This window comes from Brevundimonas sp., from assembly GCF_004210735.1.
Lineage (GTDB): Bacteria > Pseudomonadota > Alphaproteobacteria > Caulobacterales > Caulobacteraceae > Brevundimonas.
This window is the reverse complement of record NZ_SDZL01000001.1, coordinates 72,093-93,380: the sequence shown is the minus strand read 5'-3', so window position 1 is coordinate 93,380 and position 21,288 is coordinate 72,093. Positions and strand designations below refer to the sequence as shown.

Sequence of the window (21,288 nt, the reverse complement as noted above, 5' to 3'; positions counted from 1 at the left end):
CGAACTCGGTCGTTAAGCCCTCCAGAGCCGATGGTACTTCGTCTTAAGGCGCGGGAGAGTAGGTCGCCGCCGGGTCTACCTGGCGGATTGCAATGTCTATTGGGCTAACGCGCTTCGCGTTGCTTGAGCCCTCTTCTCGAACCCTTCTTCCTTCACATTCCAAACTCCCATCTTCGACGCGGGATGGAGCAGCCCGGTAGCTCGTCAGGCTCATAACCTGAAGGTCGCAGGTTCAAATCCTGCTCCCGCACCCAATATTGTAGTATTATCGCCGTCCTGGTTCACTAGGGCGGCGATTTTACCTTGTACGGTCAGCGCGAACTTCCCGCGCTCCGGCAACGGTGTGACCACCACGGTCTCGATCAACTTGCGCACCAGATCCCGCGCCTCCAAGGCGGCCTCGCTGTCGCTGCGAGCCAGGGCGCGCTCCAGCGAGTCGACCACGGCCCGGTAATGCTCCGCCATGCGCGGGTGCAGCGCCACGACCGGCGCCGCCGGCGCCTGGGCTAGTTCTGCTTCGATGACGGCGCGCCGGGTCTCCAGCGCATCCAGGCGCTCCTTTACCGCCGCGCCGGACAGCACGCCCTCGGCGACCTGATCCACCAGGCGATCCGCCCGGCGCCTCAACTCGGCCAGTTCGGTCTCAAGCTTCACAGCGGTCAGCGCCCGCTTGCGCGACTGCTGTTCGGCCGCCAGCCGCGCCTCCTCGACGGCCAGGGCGACCCGTTCGGGCGCCAGAAGCCGGGTCTTCACAGCCGCCAGCACGCGGGCCTCAATCTCCGCGCCCTTGAAGCTGCGGCCGTTGCTGCAGACGGTGTCGCCGCGTTCGCGTCGCCACGAACAGACGAACCGCCGGTCAGAACCGCTACGAACCAGAGGCCCGCCGCATTCGCCGCACTCAGTTGGCCGCTCAGCAGATGCCGGGGGCGCGCCGAGGCAAGCGACGATTTCTTGCTGGGGCCGAGCCGGTTCTGCGCGTAGCGCGCGAACCCGCCCCCACAGCTCCTCAGGCACGATCCGCAACTCCGGCACGTCGGCACGCACGACCTCCTGGGCGACGCCGGTACGGGCCTGGCGGCGGCCGGTCTTGCGGTTCTTCACCCAGATGTGGCGACCGAAGACATTGACGCCGCGATAGAGCTCGTTGTGCAGGATGCCGTTGCCGCGCTCTGCATCGCCGTTGAGCGCCGAGGCGTTCCACATCTTGCCGGTCGGGCCGGGAACGCCCCCGGCATTCAGGTCGGCGGCGATTGCGCGGGGCGACGCGCCGGCCGCGTAGCGGCGATGAATTTCCTGCACGATGGCGGCTTCGCCGGGATGAACGTCCCGCAGCCCGCGAATGGGTTCACCAGACACGTCGAACTCGCGCCGGATCGTGTAGCCGTAGACGCGGCCGCCGGTGTGACGGCCCGATCGCGCGACGCCCTGGAGACCGCGGCGGGTATGTCTATGGTGTCGAGAACCGGCTGGTCAGCGGGCCGGGCGGGGCCAGCCTGACCTGGGATCCGCTGGGCCGGTTGTTCCGCAGCGCCGGCACGACCACGCCGGCCACCACCTATCTGTACGACGGCGACAAGCTGACGGCCGAGTACGACGCCGCCGGCGTCATGCTGCGCCGCTACGTCCACGGGGACAGGGCGGACACGCCGCTGGTCTGGTACGAGGGCGCCGAGGTCACGACGCCGCAATACCTCTACACCGACCACCAGGGCTCGATCATCGCCCGCTCCGACGCCAACGGCGCGGTCACCGCCGTCAACACCTACGACGAATACGGCATCCCCGGCGCGGCCAACACCGGCCGCTTCCAGTACACCGGCCAGGCCTGGCTGCCCGAACTGGGCATGTATCACTACAAGGCCCGCATCTACTCCCCCACCCTGGGCCGGTTCCTGCAGACCGATCCCATCGGCTACGAGGATCAGGTCAACCTGTATGCGTATGTGGGGAACGATCCGGTCAATCTGACAGATCCGACGGGTACTGAAATCTCGGCCACTCGTACAGTAACCACTAGTGAGGGCGGGAAAACGCATACCGTGGTTAGCGTTGTATTTACCGCCGCGTTAAGTAATGCAGGGGGAAATACTAAGCGTTCATTGAACGATCTTGCTGAAGATATGGCTAACTCAATTGAAGAAAATTTCAATCAATCATTTACTGATGAAGATGGAAATACCGTAGAGTATAAGATGGATGCCCAAATCCGTGTCGGAAAGCGGGAGGGGGTTGAGCACGGAATTAGCATTACTAATAGAAGAATTGGCGACGCCGGCATGTGGAACCAAGGATCCAACACTATTGAGATCGGCGGATTCATGACGGACGCGTCAATGCGAAACGCATTCCGTCGTACGTCCGCTCACGAGTTCGGCCATGCCGCTGGCCTTATGCACACGCCCAGTGGACAACCTCCTACTCTTATGACCCAATCACAGCACGCTGGGCCTTCGCAGACACAACAAGTAACTCAGTCCCAATTCTCGCAGATTGAAGGGCGCTACGTATGGTGACCAGGCGTATAATTCTTATAGGTCTAGGCCTGTGTGTTTCGTCCTGTGCAACCCCCGGCGGGGGGTGCCAAGAATCTTATGTATACTTTACTGGTTACCAGCGCTCGACCGCCGCTATCGCCCTGAATGGTCGGGAAATATGGAGCGGGCAACTCAACGATAGAGATCCGCACAACGAAATTTCCTCTATTGAGGAAATTTGTCTGACATCGGGAAGTACATATCAGATTATGGATCGAGACGGAGTGAAGGAGTTTACGACCCCATTGTCGGCCGGTCCGTTCTATATCGTTGTTAGCTCTAAACTGCTAGGATGGCCTATATCAGTGGATACGGTGCCTCCAATACTAGATTAGAGCTCGGTCCCCCGTCACGCTAGGGCCCGCTGTCGATCGCCTAAGCAACTAATTTCAGCCAGCCTGGGGGCTCAGGACGACGTCGAACATTTCGACAACGATCCCCTGCCTGCCATGTAGCCTCGCTCGTTTGAATTAAACCGCGCCGCTCGGCAATTTTCGAGCCAAAGGCACGACGCCGAGCAGCCTCTCGATCTCGGCGACGAGGTCGTCTGCTATGGGCACCGCCAACGGGCTGAACCAGTATCTGACGGCAGGGTCGGCCGCCTTCACCTATGACGCCAACGGCAACCTGACCTCGGATGGCGCGGGGACCTATGTCTATGACGTTGAGAACCGGTTGATCAGCGGGCCGGGCGGGGCCAGCCTGACCTGGGATCCGCTGGGCCGACTGTTCCGCAGTTCCAGCACGACCGTACCGGCCACCACCTACCTGTACGACGGCGACAAGCTGACGGCCGAGTATGACGCCGCCGGCGTCATGCTGCGCCGCTACGTCCACGGGGACAGGGCGGACACGCCGCTGGTCTGGTACGAGGGCGCCGAGGTCACGACGCCGCAATACCTCTACACCGACCATCAGGGCTCGATCGTCGCCCGCACCGACGCCACGGGCGCGGTCACAGCGACCAACACCTACGACGAGTACGGCATCCCCGGTTCAGCCAACACCGGCCGCTTCCAGTACACCGGCCAGGCCTGGCTGCCCGAACTGGGCATGTACCACTACAAGGCCAGGATCTACTCCCCCACCCTCGGACGGTTCCTGCAGACCGATCCCATCGGCTACGAGGATCAGGTCAACCTGTACGCGTATGTCGCAAACGATCCGGTGAACCGGACGGACCCGACGGGGATGATAGGTTGCAAAGAGGGTGATCGGGACTGCAGTATTGCGAGAACGCCGAATTCTGATGGCTCCGTGACAGTGAGCAGAAGCGAAACAGTACGTACTGAGGAGCGGGGGACTGTGAGAACGGCCACTGTTGAACAGGGCTCGATCAGACTCTTGCCGCAGAATCAGAGCGCGAACGGAGCGCCTGCTGTGGTGACGCCAGAGATGCAGCACAGATTGCTCGAATTTAGCGAAGAAGAAGGGACGACGGTCAACGTCACAAGCGGCATCCGAACCCCGGAACAGAATCGCCGTGTTGGCGGAGCGGCAAACAGCGCTCACTTGACTACTAACTCAGACCAAGCCGCCGACATCAGCATCACTGGATACAGTAGAGCCGAAACTGCTGCGGCAGCCTACCACTCCGGCCAATTCGAGAGAGTTAACGATTACGGAAACAGCAAAGGCGTTCACGTTGACCTACGTGATGTGGGCCCTGGAACCCAGTTCTATTTTAACTGGCAAAGGCGTTCGGGACCGGGACGATGAAACAAATGTTCAGTGCAACGTTGGCAGTATTTTTTATTGCCGTGAGTTCGATCACTTCCTGCGCCCAAAAATCGGAAAGCGTCGAGCCATTATATTATGTATTGACGCCTGGGAGCGATGACGTCTTTGGGATTCCGATAGACGAGACCTTTGCATCTATTTCGGATTCGTTTGAAGTCGTGGAAGCGGGGGAGGGATTGCGAGAAGGCGATCCTTACAATTTCTTGGTTGTTAAGGTTGCGGATGAACTCAATGTCAAGATTGGGTTCGATGGGGTCTTGTCGAACGGAAGATCGCACGTTTACAACTTTGAGACCCGCTCTTCTCTGGTGCGTGATCCTTACGGGTTGGGAGTTGGTTCAGACCTTGGCCGTGTGATGGATGCGTGGCCCAATGGGCGCGTGGTTTCGGGGCTTTCAGACGCTGGAAAATACGCTCGCTATTGGACAGGCACTGAGATCATTTTTTTGCTCAACCCCGGCCATCTCGAAGAAAGTTGTTTTATAGAATACATGCCGAAGTGTAATATTCCTCGGTCGATCACTGTTGAGGGCATCGCTGTTTATCCGCGATTGCCGGATGGCTCCTGACGAAGAAGATGAACCGTGCCCCGCCGGCCGGTCGTTAAGCCCGCCGCACGATCAAGCGGTCGTTCACCCGGTGCAGCGCCTCGGGCGCTTGCAGGGCAGCCGCCAATCGGTGAGACTCGGGCATGGTGATCAGGCGGGAGTTCAACAGCGCAGGCCGGGAAGAGGCGCGGCTTGCCAAGACACGGTCGCGCCGTCAGACCGGACGCATGCCCCGCTCCCTCGATCATCTCCCGGCCGGTAAGCGCGCCGAACTGGCGTTCGTGGTGGAGGTGCTGACGGCGGGCTTCGACGAGGAGCGTTCGACCCGCTGGGCCAAGCACCTGAAGAACGGGCAAATCCTCCGCATCATCCTGTACGGCAGCTACGCCCGGGGCGACTGGGTCGAAGACGCGGTCGGGCGCTACTTCAGCGACTACGATCTGCTGGTCGTGGTGGCGGACGAGAAGCACGCCGACGTGCTGGAGTTCTGGAGCACGGCGGAGAAGCGGCTGCTGGCGGAGCTGTCGTCGGGCGAGCGGCTGCGCACGCCGGTCAACTTCATCGTCCACACCCAGGCCGAGGTGGACGACGCCCTGACGCTGGATGACGAGATCCAAAACCTCGCCTTCATCATCGACCGCGCGCCAAAGGAACATCAGTCTGCCGCCGATTGCGCAGACGACCTCACCCAGATGCCAGCGCGGGGAAGGGTAGGGAGCGCGGTCCTTCAGCCGCCGGCGATCTGCGGTCCGAACTTCTTCGTCCAGCAGCGGATCGTCTCATAGCTGACCTCGATGCTGCGCTGGGCGAGCAACTCCTCGACGTCGGGCCACCGTTGTCACGCGGAGACGTCCACTGTTCGAGCTGTACTACGCCGACCAATGCGGGCTCCCGCACCCAAGATCACAAAACCCCCCGCAGCCATAAGCCGCGGGGGGTTTTGCGTTGCGGCCCGCTGAAACGCTGACGGCGACGGCTGGATCAGGCGCCGGCAGATCCGCAAGCGCCGCACCAGCCGATCCCGCCCATCGACGACAGCGCGATGGAATATATGACGACTCTGGCCCCTGACATCTGCGCTGGGCCGGCAAGACGGTACAATCTCTGGCTCCTTGGCTGAAAGTCCCGGTCGGTGTAGCCGGGTTGTGAACCACACCGGACTTGTCTCTTGACCGACCTCGACCCCTCTCTGAAACACTACGACGACCCCAAGGCGCGCTTGGCCGATCTTGTCGTTCACTTGGTGGGGTTGGCGCTCGCGCTGGTCGGCGGGGGGATGCTGCTGGGGCTGGCGATCGGCTTTGGCCATATTGGAAGATTGGCCGCGGCAGGCATCTACGCCGGCGGGCTGCTGATCATGCTGGGCCTGTCGACGGCCTATAATTTCGCGCCAGCACGGTTTCAGCCGCTGCTGCGACGGTTCGACCACGCCGGTATCTTCATCATGATCGCGGGCTCCTACACACCCTTCACCACCCAGCATCTTACTGGAGTCTGGGCTTGGGGGATGACGGGAGCGGTGTGGGCGACGGCGCTGTTCGGCGCCATGGCGAAACTGCTCCTGCCCGGTTTGGGGCGCGGGTTCTGGATTCCGGTCTATCTGGCGCTGGGCTGGTTGATGGTGGTTGCTGTCCAGCCCCTGATCGAGAGCCTGGGGCTTGCGCCGCTCATTCTCCTGGCCGTTGGAGGGCTGCTCTATTCGGTCGGCGTCGGCTTCTACGCGCGCAAGGCGTTGCGGTTCCGTCGCGCCATCTGGCACGGCCACGTCGTGGCGGCGGCGGCCGTCCACTGGGTTGCGGTTCTGTTGGCTGTCATCGCCTGACGCGCGCCGCAGCGCGCTCTACGATTTGAGCGTATCGCTGATCTCCATCGCCGACGGCCGTCCCGACCGGCAGTACAGATCAGCGATCAACGCTGGCCGAGCCAGAGGTGACGGGCGCAAGTTCCTCGGCTTGAGTCTTGGGCGGCGGCCCGTCGGCGTGATGAAGGCCGTCGTCCACGGCCTGGTTGATCGACAGAATGGCTTCGCCGGGTTTCATCAGGGCGATGGCGGCGTCGCCGGCCTGCACCGAAGTGGGAGAGGGCACGCGAACCGTTCGCTCCTCACCGTCTCGTCCCACCGTCACATCAAAAAAACGCATGACTCTCTCCGTTCGACTTCCTCTCAGGAAGCGACGGGCGCGTCCTAGAGTTCCGCGCTCAGAGGCCCTTTGCTTCAGCCTTCAGGCGAAGCGTGGCGATCCGTGCCTTCCGTCGACCACGCTCGACGTCGTGTCGTTCGCTCATGACCTTCTGTTCAGCCTCCAACGCGGCGATGCGAACGGCGACTTCTGTCTGTTCCAGATCCGCAGCGGCCTGCCATTGGTCCAGGTTCATCTGCGCCGCCTTGATTGCCTTTCTGGCCTGATCCATCGACCGGGCCACCGGTTTGGTCCTGGTTCGCCCGACGTCGACCGACAGGCCGCGCGCGATGACCGTCTGCGGGCTTTCGAGCGCGGCCTTAAAATCCGGACCTCGTGTGATCTCTGTGGCCAGGCCCGTGGCGAACAGATCCTGCGAGACACCCCAGGCCGCCAGCGCCTTGGGCCTTGAGCTCGCCGCCACCGTGAAGGCGTGGAAGCCATCAGACCACTGGAACACTTTCAGCCTGGGGGGCACGTTCTATCGCGTCAGAGAGGACTGAAGCGCTTGCGCCTTCTCCAGATGCGCCTCGATCTTCGGCAGAACGGTGCGGGCGTGCAGCGCCAAGGGCGGCGCGTCCGTATTGTCCGAGAACCCGCGATGCAGAGTGACGGCCTCTTGATGGGCTGCAACCTGCTGATCGATATAGGCCTTGTCGAAATCGGCCTCGGCCGCTGAGCGCAGATTGTCGATCAGGCCCTTGCGACGCTCATCCAGTTGTGTCGGCAGTTGGACGTCCGGGGCCGCTTGGGGCGCGGCTGCCTTGAAGGCTTCGCTGGCCGCCGTGTGGTCGGCCTTGATCATCCGAGCCAGTTCGCGAACCTCGGCGTTCTTGGACCGCTCCAGGGCGATATCCGCGGCCTGGATCTCGTACATGTCACCCATGGCGGCGTTCGGCACATAGGCGCTGACCATGTTGGCGCCCATGGTGGCTGCTGAGGTCTGGCCCACCGGGGTGGAAACGGCGTCCTGCGCCTTGTCGACGGCTTGTCCGGCTTCTTGCTGGTTGCAGGCGGTCAGAAGCAGAGCCCCTGCGGCAGCGGACATGGCGATTCTATAGCGGTTCATAGTTCACTCCATCGGTTGATGGAGAAGCAACGGGCTAATGTGAACCGAGTTGCGCAGAGGTTGCGGCAAGAGCAGGAAGCCAAGCGTCGAACCGCTGTGTTGCTAAGGCGGTGGCATGATCAGGAAGCTCGGCAACAGGCCGGCGACCACCTTACGGCCCGCGTCCTCTGGTTGGGCCAGCATGTCCCGTAGCGGTGGGCCGATCAGCGCTTCGCCGAACGCGCTGAGGGCGATGAACAGGACGGCGGAACCAACGCGTTCGCGCGACTGTCCGTCGCCGCCCATCTTGTCGCAGATCGCCTGGACCAAATCCTGCACCGCCGCGCGGACGGGCTCCAGATGCGACAGGTCGCCGGATAAGGAGATCCAGGCGGCCAGGCAGCCGGCGCCGCCCTGGGAAAAGGCGTCGAAGACGGCGTTCACCAGATCCAATGGCGCGCCCTGATCGGTGCGCAGGCGTGCTACGGCGTCATCCAGCGCGCCTTTCAGGTCAGCCACCATCGAACCCATCAGCGCCGACTGCAACCCCGCAGCGGAGCCGAAATGGTGGATGAGGTTGGCGTGTGTGACGCCGATGTCCTTCGCCACCGCGGACAGGGTCACGGCGTCAGGCCCGCCTGAGATCAGCCGCGCGCGCGCGGTGATGATGGCCTCGCGCCGGGCTTCGTCAGGGGACCGGCGACGACGGCGCGGCACGATTGTTTCATCAGTTGACATCGAACTAAATGACATTTGTGTAGATAGGCTTGTTTACTAAGCTGCGACGAGAACCGCAAGCACAAGCGGCTTCGGTCATTGATCTGTTCGTCCGGACCGGACCGTCCACTAGGCACGCCGTTCGGCATGACCTCGCGCAGGATGTAATCCGTCCGCACGATGCGCGCCCCAGGGCGGCCCGCCGCCGACAAGGACAACGCCTATCAGGTGTGTGAGATCGTGAACGCTAGGCGATCGGTCCGCGGACTGGGGCTATAATCTGCTGTTGAAGACACCCGAGGCCGGTTTCAGGCTTGAGCGGCGGTCGAGCCCAGACACTGGACGGGGGCGCGCTACCTCTGTGCGGCGGGCTGCTCTGGCAGGATCAGACGGAGGGCTGATTTCCGCGTGCAGGCGACGATCGTCTCAATCTTGATCGAGCCGTCTGGTGGCTAAGGCGTCAGCGGTTGAGTCGCTGCGCTGGGTGGTCAGGAAACCGAAGGCGGCCGCGATGGGGAACATCAACACCCCATAAACGGCGCCGGGCAGGGTCATTTCGGGGCTGTTCAGCACCGACTGGGCGATGACTATGGCCAGGGTGGCGTTGTGCAGCCCGACCTCGAAAGAGCTGGCGATGGCCTGTTTGCGCTCGATCCGCAGCAAGCGCGGCACGATGAAGCCGAGGCCGAGGCTGAGGATGCAGAACAGGACCGTGATCCCGGCCAGCGCCTGAACATTATCCATCAGCACATCGAAGCTGGAGACCGCGGCGCCGAGGATCACGAGCGTCAGGATCAGGATGGAGGCGATCCGCACCGGCTTGTCCATGGCCTTGGCGAACCCGGGCTTCAGGCCACGTACCAGCATGCCCAAGGCGACCGGGACCAGCACGATCATAAACACCTCAATGGTCTTGGTCAGTTGCAGGCCGACCTGCATGTCGCCCGGCTGGAAATACGCCACCGACAGGTTGACGATGATCGGCAGGGTGATCACGGCGATGACGGAGTTGATAGCGGTCAGACTGATGTTCAAGGCCACGTCGCCCCGGAACAGATGACTGTATAGGTTGGCCGTGGTGCCGCCTGGCGAGGCGGCCAGCAGCATCATCCCCACCGCCAGAAGCGGCGGCAGGCGGAACAGCAGCACAAGGCCGAAACAGACGACGGGAAGCAGCAGCAACTGGCAGGCCAGGGCGACGCCCGCCGCCTTGGGCTGGCGCCCCACGCGCACGAAATCTGACGGCGTCAGGTCCAGCCCCAGGCCGAACATGATGATGCCCAGCGCGGTCGGCAGACCGATCATGACCAATGACGAATCCATGGCGCTCCCCGTGTTGTTGTCAGACCCGCCCAGGAAGGCGTCCTCCAGCGCATTGTAACCCTGTAATCCGCCAGCCACCGAACCCCGCCGCGTCGCCTGCGGCATAGAGGCCGATGGTGGCGCGCCACCCGGCGTCAGGCGCGGCTGGACAGGTCGGTCGGGAGTCTGCTTCGAGACTTACGCGTCAGGACATGCCTGATCAAAGGTTCGGACTGCGGATCAAGCACTCGGTGCGCGCCATCCCGTCGTCCAGCGCGCGGATGCCTGACCTGAAGGTTCTTGGCGAAGGAATTGGCGATTTGGGGGTTGTCCCTGAACGGGCGTCCGCAGCGGCGCGCCGATGAAGGCTGCGCCGCCGCGGGGTCGTTTTTAGCGTAGTTTCGCGGCGATGCCTGTCAGGGTCTCGCGCAGAGCGGTCTTGCGTCGGGCGGTCGCCGCGTCATCGCCGGTGGCGGCGAGGCCCCGGGCCATACCGTCCAGGCTGGTCGCCAGTTGCGGGTCCTTGGCGCCGCTCTCGATGCGCGCGGCGGCCTGGTCCAGGGCGCCGGTCAGATCGGTGACCGCCGAGGCGGGCAGGGCCTGCCCGCGCTGCAGTTGATCGACATAGGCGCGCGCCACCAACGGATGGGCCGGCCAGGTCACGGGAACCTGTTGCTGCGGATTGAAGCGAGCCCCCTGGTCGGCAAGACCGGCGGCGGCGATCTCGTTCTGGGTCAGGTAGTCGCTGGGCTGCAGGGACAGGATGTCCAGTCCACGCGCGATCTCGGTGGCGTAGATACGGCCATTGTACCAGTAGCTCGACCAGTAGCCGCCCAGCACCAGATGCTTGGGATCAAGCGCGCCGCGGTCGAAATAAGCGATCTCGACCGGCTTGGCCGAGTCGGTGAAATCAATCACCGAGATGCCGCCCTGGTACCAGGACTGGACGAAGATATCGCGCCCGGGAACGGGGATGATCGAACCATTGTGGGCGACGCAGTTCTCCTGATCGTTCTGGGCGGCCGGCAGCTTGTAGTGGCTGCGGAATTCCAGCTTGCCGTTCACGATGTCGTAGAAGGCGTTGGCGCCCCAGTTTTGCGGATCCTGGGCCCGGCACCGCGGGCGTGCGCCCCCGCCCCATTCATCCGTGAACAGGACCTTGGTCCCGTCATTGTTGAAGGTGGCCGAGTGCCAGTAGGCGAAGCCAGTGTCGGTCACGGCGTCGATCCGCTTGGGCTTGCGCGGGTCGGTGATGTCGAAGATCACGCCGTTGCCGGAGCACGCCCCGGCCGCCAGATTGCCGGACGGGAAGACAGTGATGTCGTGGCAATGGTCGGTGCGGCTGGTGTCCTGGGTGTTGTCGCCGTGATCGCCGCCGCGCCACAGGCCGGCGATCTGGCCGGTTTCATCGTCCGCAAAGACGGTCGGGCTATCGATGATCCGGGCTCTGGACGGATCGGCGACCGGAATCTCGATCACATCGATGCGGAACAGGGCGGTGCGGTCGTCGCCGGGAACCTCGCCGATGCAGCCGGCCAGTTCTTTCTCGTCACGGATCGAGGCGGTGCCCGAGTTGTAGACGATAACCGAGCCGTTGCGCCCGTCACCCGAGACGATCGAGTGGGTATGCGAGCCGCGGCAGGTTTGCACCTGGCCGACCTGTACCGGCTGGGCAGGGTTGCTGATATTGAAGATGCGCACGCCACGGAAACGCTCTGGGCTGGCGTCGGCGCTGACGCCCTGGCGACCGCAATCGACGCGGGCGCTGGTCTGCTCGACCGACATGATCAGCAGGTCGCCGATGATCGAGACGTCACCCTGTCCCCCCGGGCAGACGACCGAACTGATCAGCTGGGGTGCGTCGCCGCCGAGGCGATACAGGTTGAAGCCGTGATAGTTGCCGACGGCCAGCATGTCGCCGGCGAACGCCATGTCGGTGTTGGCGAAGCTGAGGAAGGGCGACCGGGTGCCGAACTGGCCGTCGATCTCTTCGGAACGCCCGCCATTGGCCTGCGCCGCAGCCGACTGGGCTGCGGTGGGAACGGGCGGCGGCAGACCGGCCGGGTTCTCGGGATCATAGAAGCCCGTCGGCTTGGGCAGCGAGGCGACGAGGTTCAGGTTGCTGATCGCCTCTCCGGCGTCCCGGAAACCCGCCTTGAGGGTTGAGCGGGGATCGGCCGACAGCTCGCGCAGCTGGGTCGCCAGGCGGCGGATTTCCGCCTGCTGTTCGTTGGTCACGTCGTTGGCGAATTTATACAGGACTGGATCATAGCCCGAACCCGGTTGGGCCAGCAGTTTGCGGACCATCTCCACGGCGCCTTCATGGTGCGCGATCATCAGCGTCAGGAACTGTTGGTCGAACGCGGGGCCGCTGGCCGCGGTGAGAGCCGCCATCTGCTCCGGCGTGGCCATGCCCGCCATGGTGTGAGCCGCGCCATGGCCCTGATGCTGTCCGGCGCCGTGCGCCGCGTGAGGATCGGCCGGATTGGGCGCGGTCTGACCGCGTTCGGTCAGCCAGGCCCGCATGAAGTTGATCTCATCCGCCTGCGAGGCGTCGATACGGCCCGCGATGTCGATCAGCGACTGCCGGTTGGTCCGACCCTTCACCAGGGCGGCCATTTGCACGGCCTGGTGGTGGTGCACGATCATGTCTTGCATGAACCGCACATCGTCCGTGGAAAAGCGGTTGTCGGCGATCCGGATCGCCTCATCGGCGCTAAGCGTCCGCGCCGCCTGACCGGGCGCGCCAGGCTGCACGATCGGGGCGGTCTGCGCCATCGCGCCGCCCGCCGACGCCATCAGGCTTATGAACGAGCAGCTCAGCAGGAGCCGTACAGACGATCCAATTTTAACAGACACCAGCGTATTCCCCATTTGCCGTGATTTTCATCGAGCCTATCACGGCGATCCCGCGTGGGAAGCCATGTTGGTCCCGCAGCAGCGTTAACCGGCGCAACGTCAGTCTGTGCCTGGCCGTCTGTTCATCAGTCGGACAGCCCTGCGGTCAGGCCTGTGCGCACCAGGGCGGCCAGGCTGTCGGCGTGCATCTTGGCCATGACCTTGGCGCGGAAAATCTCGACCGTGCGCGGGCTGAGCTCCAGTTGCAGGGCGATTTCCTTGTTGGACAGGCCCTGCACCAACCCGTCGAACACCTGACGTTCGCGCGGGGTCAGTTCAGCCAGGTGGGTCAACGCCTCGGTCCGGGCTTCCTCTCTGCTGCGGCGGTCGATCAACAGCGCCATGCAGCCCTGGACGGATTCCAGCAGTCGCGTGGGGTCGAAGGGCTTTTCGATGAAATCGACGACGCCTGCCCTCATCATGCTGACTGCCATCGGGACGTCGGCGTGGCCCGTGATGACGATGACGGGCCAGGGCGTTCCCTCGCGTTCGGCCAGTCGCCGGACCACTTCGGCGCCGTCCATGTCGGGCATGCGGATATCGGTGATGACACAGGCGACGTCGCCCTGGGGCAGGCGACGAAAGAAGTCGGCGCCGCTGATGAAACCCCGCGCCGTGATCCCCTGACTTCGCAGCAGGGTCAGCAGGGAGTTCCGCACAGCCTCATCGTCATCGATAACAAAGACCGACCGATCCATTCAGGCCTCCTCCAGTTCGTGTTCACGCGCCAGGGTGAACGAGAAGGCGGCGCCCCCCATCTCGCTCCGGCCGACCGCCAGGGTTCCGCCGTGGCTCTCGACGATGGTGCGGGTCACCGACAGGCCCAGTCCCATGCCGGCGCTTTTCGTGGTCATCAGCGGGCGGAAGATGGTGTCCAGCTTGCCTGTCTCGATGCCGCTGCCGCTGTCCTCGACCGTCAGCTGGTACAGGTCGGAGCCGACGGCCGCCCCCGTGACGCGAACCCGCCGGTCGTCGCGCCCGTCCAGCGCCTCGACTGCATTGCGGATCAGATTGACCATGGCCTGCTGGAACTGGATCCGTTCGGCCCGGACGATGTCTTCGCGGTCGTCGATCCGGTATTCGATGACGACCCCGGCGTTGCGTTCGATCATGCCCAGCATGCCCTGCATGTCGGCGACCATGGCGGCGACCCGCTCGACCCCCATGCTGCGGCTTTCGTGAGCCAGCAGTTCGCGCATCCGGCGGATGATCGCGCCGGCCCGCAGAAGCTGCGCCTTGGCCAGCCCCATGGTCCGTCCGGCGCTCTGGCCCGCCAGACCGGCTTTCTCGACCTCGGTCTGGCTGGCGTGCAGATAGTTGGCTGCGGCGCTGAGCGGCTGGTTCAGTTCATGGGCCAGAGAGGCGGCCATCTCGCCAAGTGAGTTCAGACGCCACACGCGATTGAGCTGGGTGTGCAGTTCGCGCGCGCGATCGTCCGCCGCCTGCGCCTGGGTCAGATCGGTCAGGAACAGGGTCGCGTGATGGCCGTCCAGATCGTCAGGCATCAGTCCGGTCTGGATACGCAGGGGATAGGGGCGGTCGCCGCGTCGTCCGGTCCAGATCGTCTCATGGTCCCCGGGATCGCCTGCCCCGGGATCGCCTGTCCTGGGCACGACAAACCCCTCAACATAGGCGGCCAGGGGATCGCCGACGGCGGCGCCCTCGGCCACCCCCAGGATGGCGCGAGCCGGACGGGTCAGAAAACGGATGCGGCCCAGACGATCGATGGTCACGACGGGCGCCGAGTCCAGAATGCCGTCCAGCATCTGGTTGCGCCGCGCCAGGCGACGGGACAGGTCGCCGGCCCTTTGCCGGGCGTCGCGCAGGCGCCAGCACATCCCCGCCACCATCCAGCACACGACGAAGAAGAGCAGGGCGTTCGCCGTCGTGTCGATCACATCGACGCGGCTGACCTGAAGCACGTTGGCGATGATGGCCAGCATGACCGTCAGCAGGGTGGGGCCGCGCCGCCCGGTGACGATGGCGGTCAACATGACCGCCGGCACCATCGGCAGATAGTAGAAGTCGCCCAGCCCTTCCAGCAGAATACGCGCCAGAAGGGAGACGCCAAACGCGCCCAGCGCGATCCCATAGTCGAGCCACAACGGACGGACCGCCCTCCCGAACGGGAAGTTTCGCGCGCTCAGCATATGAACTCTTCCGAAGGCTTCCTGCCCACCGGTTACGGTTTCTGCGCCCGCTCCGGGAATCGTTGACTGTTTGCGTCAGCGTATAGGTAGCGGCCCCTAGGGGGTAGTGCGTAGTCCGGCGATTACCGCCTGTTCGCGTTCGGCGACGAAATTGAGCCTCGAGAGTGAGGCGCCGTGGACCATCCCCTGACCATTCTGATCGTCGACGATTCCGCGCCGGTGCGGGCGTTGCTGGACATCGCTCTGGCGGCGGCGGGACATCGTACCCTGACAGCCGGATCCGCTTTCGACGCGCTGTCGATCCTGGGCGATCCCTCGACCTCGCGCATCGATCTGATCCTGACCGATTATCAAATGCCGAAGCTGACCGGCTGGGACCTGGTGCGCACGGTGCGCGATGATCCGGGATTTGACGATCTGCCCATCTTCGTCGTGTCCGGCGAAACCGACGCCGCATTGCGCGAACGGATGGAAGGGGCAGGGGCCAATGGCTGGTTCCCGAAGCCCATCAGTCTGCCGACGTTGATGGTCGCCATCGCCGCCGTGGGCCGCGTTCGGGCCGCATCAAGGCCGGCGCCCGCCGCAGGTTGGCAAAGCTTCGGTCGGGCGATGCAGGCCCGCCTACGTATTCCTACCTACCGCCGGATTCATGGATAATATCGGGGTTCGGTCGCCATTTCAGGTCTCATCGTGAGAGAATGAAATGAACCGCAGAATGCGTGTCTCCTGTTACTCGCCCGTGATTTGCGCGGGCCTCGCCGTCGGTATCGCGACGGCCCTGTTCCTGCCCGTCACGGCGTCCGCCGGCGAGATCGCGGTCGAGGGCCAGGTCGGCGTCGCCAGCCAATATGTGGGCAAGGGCCTGGGCAAGAGCGCCGGGGACCCCAGCGTCTTCGGCTCGGTCGAGGTCAGCCGCGGCGCCGTCTACGCCAGTGTCTTCGCCTCGACCGCGAAATTGTCCCAGGGTTCCGACTCCGAGATCGTCAGCGCCATCGGCTATCGCCCGGACGTGGCGGGTTTTGATCTGGATCTGTCGATCATCAATCGCGACCTGCCCGGCACGCGCGCCGGCGTCGACGCCAACTACATGGAATATCAGGCCGACATCGCCCGCAAGGTCGGCGCGGTCAGCACCCGCCTGCGGATCAACTATACGCCCGATGGTTTCGCCGCCACGCGCGAGGCCTGGTGGATCGAGGCGCAGGCCGGTGTGTCGCTGGATACCCGGACCAGGGCTACAGCCGCCGTCGCCGATCGCAGCGCTGACGGCGGCGCCGAATACGTCGCCTGGAACGTCGGGGTGAAGCGCAAGCTGACCGACCGCGTCGCCGTGGATGTGCGCTGGTTCGACACCGACGGCCACAGCTTCGGTGAATCCTACGAGGGCCGCCTGGTCGGCGCCCTGTCCCTTTCCTTCTGATCGCTCATCGCAGGAGCAACGTCGTGTCCTTCTCCAATCTGCCGATCAGCCGAAAGCTGGCCGTCGCCTTCGCCGCCGTACTCCTGGCCATCGTGGCCATGGGCGCCGTTATCATCTGGAACCTGAACGCGCTGAACGCCGCCGGTAAGGTCCGCAGCGGCGCCAACGAAGACATCCGGGTCATTTCCGCCGTCGAGTTGAAGCTGGCGCGGCAGGAAAACAGCTTCCGTGGCTATCTGGTCTCGGGCGATCCCTTCTATCTGGAGCGGCTGAATGCTCACCGCGCCGACTTCAAGGCCGGCGTCGAGGAGCTGCGTTCGGGCGGCTCCGCCGAGGTGCGGGCCCTGGCTGACAAGACGGACGCTGCCGCCAACGAATGGTTCGACAAGGTCGTCACGGAAGGCGGAGCCCTGGCCGTCAATCCGGCCACCCGCGCCCAAGCCGTGGCCATGGTGGGGCGCCAGGGTTCGGCTGACACCTACATCGGCGCGGTCGAGGACTCGCTGACCGCGATCAGGGATATCCAGACCAAGGCGCTCGACAGCGCGCGGGCCCAGCAGGAAGCGACCGCCAGCGCCGCCGGCATGGCGCTGTATGTCGGGCTGGCCGCCGCCCTGCTGCTGGCGATCGCCGCCGGCTGGCTGGTGTCGCGGGCTATCACTGGCCCCGTCTTCCGCATGATTGGTCACATGAAGCGGCTGATGGCGGGTGACACCTCCATCGACGTCCCCTGCGCGACCCGCAAGGACGAGTTCGGCCAGATGGGTGGCGCTATCATCGCCTTCCGCGACGCCGCGATCGAAAAGGTCCGCATCGAGACCGAGGCCGCACAGCACCGCCGCGAGGCCGAAGTCGAGCGCGCTCGTGTCGAGGCCGATAAGGCCCGCGTCGCCGAAGAGGACCGCGTCGCCATGACCGCCCTGGGTCAAGGGCTGACCGCCATGGCCGAGGGTGACCTGACGCACCGCATGACGGTCACGGTCGCCCCGCGCGCCGAACAGCTGAAATCTGACTTCAACAGCGCCATCGCCCAGCTGGAGCAGGCGGTGTCGGTGGTGGTCGCCAACGTCTCGGCCATCCGCTCGGGCGCTGGCGAGATCAGCCAGGCCGCCGACGACCTGTCGCGCCGCACCGAGCAGCAGGCCGCCAGTCTGGAAGAGACCGCCGCCGCCCTGGACCAGATCACCGCCACGGTGAACCGGACCGCCTCCGGCGCACGTCAGGCCTCGGCCACGGTTCGTGCAGCCAAGGATGACGCCGAGACCAGCGGCGTGGTGGTTCGCGACGCCGTCAGCGCCATGGACGCCATCGAAACCTCCGCCCGGGAGATCAGCCAGATCATCGGCGTGATCGACGAAATCGCCTTCCAGACCAATCTGCTGGCCCTGAACGCGGGCGTCGAGGCGGCCCGTGCCGGCGACGCCGGCCGTGGCTTCGCGGTCGTCGCATCGGAAGTGCGGGCCCTGGCCCAGCGCTCGGCCGAAGCGGCCAAGGAGATCAAGGTTCTGATCTCGGCCTCCAGCAATCAGGTCAACAGCGGCGTCAGCCTGGTGGGCCAGACGGGCGAGGCGCTGCAACGCATCGTCGGCCGGGTCGCCGAGATCGACGGGCTGGTGTCCGAAATCGCCGCCTCCGCCCAGGAGCAGGCGACCGGCCTTCAGCAGGTCAACACCGCCGTCAACCAGATGGACCAGGTGACCCAACAGAACGCCGCCATGGTTGAGGAATCGACCGCCGCCAGCCACTCGCTGTCGCAAGAGGCCGAGACCCTGGCCTCGTCGGTGGCGCGCTTCCAGACCGGCGTCGTGACGGCCGCCGCCGCACCGCGCCCGGCCGGCCGCGCTGCGCTGCGCCCGGTGACCTCGCTCAAGACCGTCGGTCGCGGCGGCGCGGCGCTGAAGTCGGAACAGTCGCCCGCCGAAGACGGCTGGGAGGAGTTCTGATGACGGCCGTCGTCACCCTGCCGGCGGTGCTCGACATCCAGCAGGCGGCCCCGCTGCGGGCCGAACTGCTGGCCCTCCGGGGGCAGGCGACGGCCATCGACGGCTCGGCCGTGGAGCGCCTGGGCGGACTATGTCTGCAGGTCCTGCTCTCGGCCCGCCAGACCTGGGCGAAGGACGGGGTGGCGCTGACGCTGGCCCCGGTCTCTGAGGCTCTGGTCGATCAATGGAACCGGTTCGGCGCGCCGACAGCGGCGTTTGAATCAGGAGAGCGCGCGTGACCAAAACTGTTCTGACCGTCGACGATTCCCGCACCATGCGCGACATGCTGCAACTGGCCCTGGTCGAGGCGGGCTACCGCGTCATCCAGGCGGTGGATGGTATCGACGGGCTGGAGACGCTGAGCGCCGAGGGCGCGGATGTCGTCATCACCGACATCAACATGCCCCGCATGGACGGCTTCGGCTTCATCGAGGGCGTCCGCGCCGACCCCCGCTACCGCGCCACGCCGGTCCTGGTCCTGACGACCGAGAGCGACGCCGCCAAGAAGCAGCGCGCCCGCGACGCCGGCGCCACGGGCTGGATCGTCAAGCCGTTCGACCCGGCCAAGCTGGTCGACGCCGTGCGGCGGGTGGCCGCCTGACATGACCGCCGCCGACCCGTTCGAAGCCATCAAGGGCGTCTTCTTCCAGGAATGCGAAGAACTGCTGGGCGATCTCGAAAGCGGCCTGCTGGCCATCGAGACCGGCGCGGCCGATGACGAGACGGTCAACGCCGTCTTCCGCGCCGTCCATTCGGTCAAGGGCGGGGCCGGCGCGTTCGGTCTGGATGATCTGGTGCGCTTCGCCCACGTCTTCGAGACGCTGCTGGACGAAATCCGCTCGGGTAGAAAGCCGTGCGACGACGTGACGGTGAAGACCCTGCTGCGCGCCGCCGACGTGCTGGCCGACCATGTCGCCGCCGCGCGCGGGCAGGGGGCTCCCGTCGATCCCGCCCGCTCCGCCGGTCTGGTGGCCGAGCTTGAGGCCCTGACCCACGGCGACATGCCCGTCGCGGCGCCGGTGGTCCAGGCGCCCGAGCCCGAGGCCGACGAGTTCGGTTTCCAGCCCGTCGTCTTTGACATGGGCGCGTTCGAGCCCGCTCCGGTGGTGGTCGAGGCCGGTCGCTGGCGCGTCGTCTTCCATCCCCATTCGCAGATGTACGCCAAGGCCAATGAGACGGGCCTGCTGTTGCGCGAGCTGTCGCGCCTGGGCCCGGTCACGGTCTCGCTGGACCGGTCCGCCCTGCCGGACCTGGCCGAACTGGATCCCGAAGTCTCCTGCCTGTCGTGGACGATCGAGGTCGAGACCGGAGCGGGCGAGGCGGCGGTGCGCGAGGTCTTTGATTTCGTCGAGGCGGACTGTGACCTGTCGGTCCAACCGGCGCAGGATGCTGCGGCCCTGGACGACGCCGCTGCGGTCGAACCCGATCTGGACATCGCCGCACTGCTGGCCCGCGCCGGCGCCGAGGCGGTCGCGCCCGAGCCGGCGCCCGCGCCGGTTTCGGCCATGCCAGAGCCCGCCGCTGCGGCGCCCGTCGCCGCGCAACCGGCCGCACCGGCGACGCCCGCCCCGGTCACCATCCGTGTCGATCTGGAGCGGGTGGATCGCCTGATCAATGTCGTCGGCGAACTGGTCATCCAGCAGGCCATGCTGGCTCAGCGCGTCAGCGAAAGCGGCCTGATCCGCTCGTCCGGCGTGACGGCGGGGCTGGAGGATCTGGAGCTGCTGACGCGCGAGATTCAAGACAGCGTCATGGCCATCCGCGCCCAGCCGGTGAAGTCCGTGTTCCAGCGCATGCCGCGTCTGGTGCGCGAGGTCGCCGATATGACCGGCAAGAAGGTCCGCCTGGTCACCGAAGGCGAGGCGACCGAGGTCGACAAGACCGTGGTCGAGCGCTTGGCGGAACCCATCACCCACATGATCCGCAACGCCATCGACCACGGGCTTGAGACGCCCGACGACAGGCTGTCCGCCGGCAAGCCGGCCGAGGGAACGGTGCGCATGGTCGCCCTGCATCGCTCGGGCCGGATCGTGATCGAGATCAGCGACGACGGACGCGGCATCAACCGTCCCCGCGTGCGCGGTATCGCCGAAGAGCGCGGCCTGATCGCCGCCGACGCCGTGTTGACCGATGACGAGATCGACAACCTGATCTTCCTGCCCGGCTTCTCGACCGCCGACGCCGTGTCCGACATCTCGGGCCGGGGCGTGGGCATGGACGTGGTGCGCCGCTCGATCCAGTCGCTGGGTGGCCGCATCTCCATCAGTTCGACGCCGGGCAAGGGGTCGATCTTCACCCTCAGCCTGCCGCTGACCCTGGCGGTGCTGGACGGCATGGTGGTGACCGCCGCCGACCAGACGCTGGTGGCGCCGCTGACCGCCATCGTCGAGAGCCTGACGCCGCGTCCCGAGGACGTGCACCACGTCGGCGGCCACGACCCGGTGATCCGTTTCCGCGAACAGTTCGTGCCGCTGATCGACATCGGCGTGGCCATGGGCTTCCGCGACGCGCCGCTGACGCCCGGAACCGGGGTGGCCATGGTCGTCGAGACCGAGAGCGGCGCCCGCGCGGCCCTGCTGGTCGACGCCATCCAGGGCCAGCGCCAGGTCGTCATCAAGAGCCTCGAGACCAACTACCGCCATGTCGAGGGCGTCGCCGCCGCCACCATCCTGGGCGACGGCCGGGTGGCCCTGATCCTCGACGTCGACGGCATCATCGCCAACGCCCGCCGCAAGTCGGCGCGGCCTGATTTCAAACTCGCGAGTTGAT

At 65.3% G+C, this 21,288-nt stretch carries 19 protein-coding genes, 1 tRNA gene and 1 pseudogene; 12 read left to right on the top strand and 9 right to left on the bottom strand.

The genetic code is table 11. The features are described 5' to 3' along the window. Window positions 1-177: 177 nt before the first annotated feature. Window positions 178-254, top strand: a tRNA-Met gene (locus EON91_RS00425). On the opposite strand, the gene EON91_RS14660 is transcribed toward EON91_RS00425, so the two are convergent. After that, entirely contained in the window at window positions 211-1,299 is a 1,089-nt protein-coding gene (locus tag EON91_RS14660) for a recombinase family protein (protein ID WP_366250126.1), read from the bottom strand. The two genes, EON91_RS00425 and EON91_RS14660, sit on opposite strands and share 44 nt — an antisense overlap. A 218-nt stretch (window positions 1,300-1,517) precedes the next feature. Between EON91_RS14660 and EON91_RS00420 the strand changes: the two genes are divergently transcribed. From EON91_RS00420 to EON91_RS00400, 5 genes and pseudogenes are all read left to right on the top strand, one after another. After that, window positions 1,518-2,513, top strand: a complete 996-nt coding sequence (locus tag EON91_RS00420; RefSeq protein ID WP_292090832.1) for an RHS repeat-associated core domain-containing protein — start codon at window positions 1,518-1,520, stop codon at window positions 2,511-2,513. Between the two features lie 573 nt (window positions 2,514-3,086). Beyond that, window positions 3,087-4,253 carry an RHS repeat-associated core domain-containing protein gene (locus tag EON91_RS00415; protein ID WP_292090831.1) on the top strand — a complete coding sequence of 389 codons (1,167 nt, stop codon included), beginning with the start codon at window positions 3,087-3,089 and terminating at the stop codon, window positions 4,251-4,253. After that, a complete protein-coding gene (locus EON91_RS00410; protein WP_292090830.1) occupies window positions 4,250-4,843 on the top strand; it encodes a hypothetical protein in 594 nt (197 codons plus the stop codon). The genes EON91_RS00415 and EON91_RS00410 overlap by 4 nt, the downstream gene beginning before the upstream one ends. 122 nt (window positions 4,844-4,965) lie before the next feature. Next, window positions 4,966-5,388 (top strand): annotated as a pseudogene (locus EON91_RS14655) (nucleotidyltransferase domain-containing protein); the annotation flags it as partial. A gap of 602 nt (window positions 5,389-5,990) precedes the next feature. Further along, entirely contained in the window at window positions 5,991-6,644 is a 654-nt protein-coding gene (locus EON91_RS00400) for a hemolysin III family protein (protein WP_292090829.1), read from the top strand. A gap of 79 nt (window positions 6,645-6,723) precedes the next feature. On the opposite strand, the gene EON91_RS00395 is transcribed toward EON91_RS00400, so the two are convergent. The 8 genes from EON91_RS00395 to EON91_RS00360 form a co-directional block, all read right to left on the bottom strand. Continuing rightward, window positions 6,724-6,963, bottom strand: a complete 240-nt coding sequence (locus EON91_RS00395) for a hypothetical protein (protein ID WP_292090828.1) — start codon at window positions 6,961-6,963, stop codon at window positions 6,724-6,726. Between the two features lie 58 nt (window positions 6,964-7,021). After that, window positions 7,022-7,480 carry a hypothetical protein gene (locus tag EON91_RS00390; protein ID WP_292090826.1) on the bottom strand — a complete coding sequence of 153 codons (459 nt, stop codon included), beginning with the start codon at window positions 7,478-7,480 and terminating at the stop codon, window positions 7,022-7,024. 3 nt (window positions 7,481-7,483) lie between these two features. Continuing rightward, the gene (locus EON91_RS00385; protein WP_292090825.1) at window positions 7,484-8,071 is read right to left on the bottom strand and encodes a DUF4142 domain-containing protein; all 588 of its coding nucleotides are present in this window, start codon (window positions 8,069-8,071) and stop codon (window positions 7,484-7,486) included. A gap of 102 nt (window positions 8,072-8,173) precedes the next feature. Then, window positions 8,174-8,767: a TetR/AcrR family transcriptional regulator gene (locus EON91_RS00380; protein WP_292090823.1), complete on the bottom strand. Its 594-nt coding sequence runs from the start codon at window positions 8,765-8,767 to the stop codon at window positions 8,174-8,176. A 426-nt stretch (window positions 8,768-9,193) separates the two neighbouring features. After that, window positions 9,194-10,168 (bottom strand): bile acid:sodium symporter family protein, encoded by a 975-nt coding sequence (locus EON91_RS00375; protein WP_292090822.1) that lies wholly within the window; start codon window positions 10,166-10,168, stop codon window positions 9,194-9,196. 291 nt (window positions 10,169-10,459) lie between these two features. Beyond that, window positions 10,460-12,847, bottom strand: a complete 2,388-nt coding sequence (locus EON91_RS00370; protein WP_292090820.1) for a DUF305 domain-containing protein — start codon at window positions 12,845-12,847, stop codon at window positions 10,460-10,462. 206 nt (window positions 12,848-13,053) lie between these two features. After that, window positions 13,054-13,665, bottom strand: coding sequence for a response regulator (locus EON91_RS00365; RefSeq protein WP_292090819.1), 612 nt, complete (start codon window positions 13,663-13,665; stop codon window positions 13,054-13,056). Next, the gene (locus tag EON91_RS00360; protein WP_292090817.1) at window positions 13,666-15,117 is read right to left on the bottom strand and encodes an ATP-binding protein; all 1,452 of its coding nucleotides are present in this window, start codon (window positions 15,115-15,117) and stop codon (window positions 13,666-13,668) included. 174 nt (window positions 15,118-15,291) lie between these two features. Here EON91_RS00360 and EON91_RS00355 point away from each other — a divergent pair, with 174 nt between their 5' ends. From EON91_RS00355 to EON91_RS00330, 6 genes are read left to right on the top strand one after another with little or no spacing between them, the layout of a single operon-like run. Then, on the top strand, window positions 15,292-15,774 hold the full coding sequence (locus EON91_RS00355) for a response regulator (RefSeq protein ID WP_292090815.1): 483 nt from the start codon (window positions 15,292-15,294) through the stop codon (window positions 15,772-15,774). Between the two features lie 46 nt (window positions 15,775-15,820). Then, window positions 15,821-16,537 carry a TorF family putative porin gene (locus EON91_RS00350; protein ID WP_292090813.1) on the top strand — a complete coding sequence of 239 codons (717 nt, stop codon included), beginning with the start codon at window positions 15,821-15,823 and terminating at the stop codon, window positions 16,535-16,537. 23 nt (window positions 16,538-16,560) lie between these two features. Continuing rightward, on the top strand, window positions 16,561-18,480 hold the full coding sequence (locus tag EON91_RS00345) for a methyl-accepting chemotaxis protein (RefSeq protein ID WP_292090812.1): 1,920 nt from the start codon (window positions 16,561-16,563) through the stop codon (window positions 18,478-18,480). Continuing rightward, window positions 18,480-18,758 carry an STAS domain-containing protein gene (locus EON91_RS00340; protein ID WP_292090811.1) on the top strand — a complete coding sequence of 93 codons (279 nt, stop codon included), beginning with the start codon at window positions 18,480-18,482 and terminating at the stop codon, window positions 18,756-18,758. Before EON91_RS00345 ends, EON91_RS00340 begins: the two co-directional genes overlap by 1 nt. Next, window positions 18,755-19,120: a response regulator gene (locus tag EON91_RS00335; protein WP_292090810.1), complete on the top strand. Its 366-nt coding sequence runs from the start codon at window positions 18,755-18,757 to the stop codon at window positions 19,118-19,120. Before EON91_RS00340 ends, EON91_RS00335 begins: the two co-directional genes overlap by 4 nt. A 1-nt stretch (window position 19,121) precedes the next feature. Further along, the gene (locus tag EON91_RS00330) at window positions 19,122-21,287 is read left to right on the top strand and encodes a chemotaxis protein CheA (RefSeq protein ID WP_292090808.1); all 2,166 of its coding nucleotides are present in this window, start codon (window positions 19,122-19,124) and stop codon (window positions 21,285-21,287) included. Window position 21,288: the final 1 nt, after the last annotated feature.

Coding starts and splice junctions, on each gene's coding strand:
- EON91_RS00415 (WP_292090831.1), top strand. CDS start 3,087: ATGGGCACCGCCAACGGGCTGAACCAGTATCTGACGGCAGGGTCGGCC.
- EON91_RS00410 (WP_292090830.1), top strand. CDS start 4,250: ATGAAACAAATGTTCAGTGCAACGTTGGCAGTATTTTTTATTGCCGTG.
- EON91_RS00395 (WP_292090828.1), bottom strand. CDS start 6,963: ATGCGTTTTTTTGATGTGACGGTGGGACGAGACGGTGAGGAGCGAACG.
- EON91_RS00385 (WP_292090825.1), bottom strand. CDS start 8,071: ATGAACCGCTATAGAATCGCCATGTCCGCTGCCGCAGGGGCTCTGCTT.
- EON91_RS00370 (WP_292090820.1), bottom strand. CDS start 12,847: ATGGCGCAGACCGCCCCGATCGTGCAGCCTGGCGCGCCCGGTCAGGCG.
- EON91_RS00365 (WP_292090819.1), bottom strand. CDS start 13,665: ATGGATCGGTCGGTCTTTGTTATCGATGACGATGAGGCTGTGCGGAAC.
- EON91_RS00360 (WP_292090817.1), bottom strand. CDS start 15,117: ATGCTGAGCGCGCGAAACTTCCCGTTCGGGAGGGCGGTCCGTCCGTTG.
- EON91_RS00350 (WP_292090813.1), top strand. CDS start 15,821: ATGAACCGCAGAATGCGTGTCTCCTGTTACTCGCCCGTGATTTGCGCG.
- EON91_RS00340 (WP_292090811.1), top strand. CDS start 18,480: ATGACGGCCGTCGTCACCCTGCCGGCGGTGCTCGACATCCAGCAGGCG.
- EON91_RS00330 (WP_292090808.1), top strand. CDS start 19,122: ATGACCGCCGCCGACCCGTTCGAAGCCATCAAGGGCGTCTTCTTCCAG.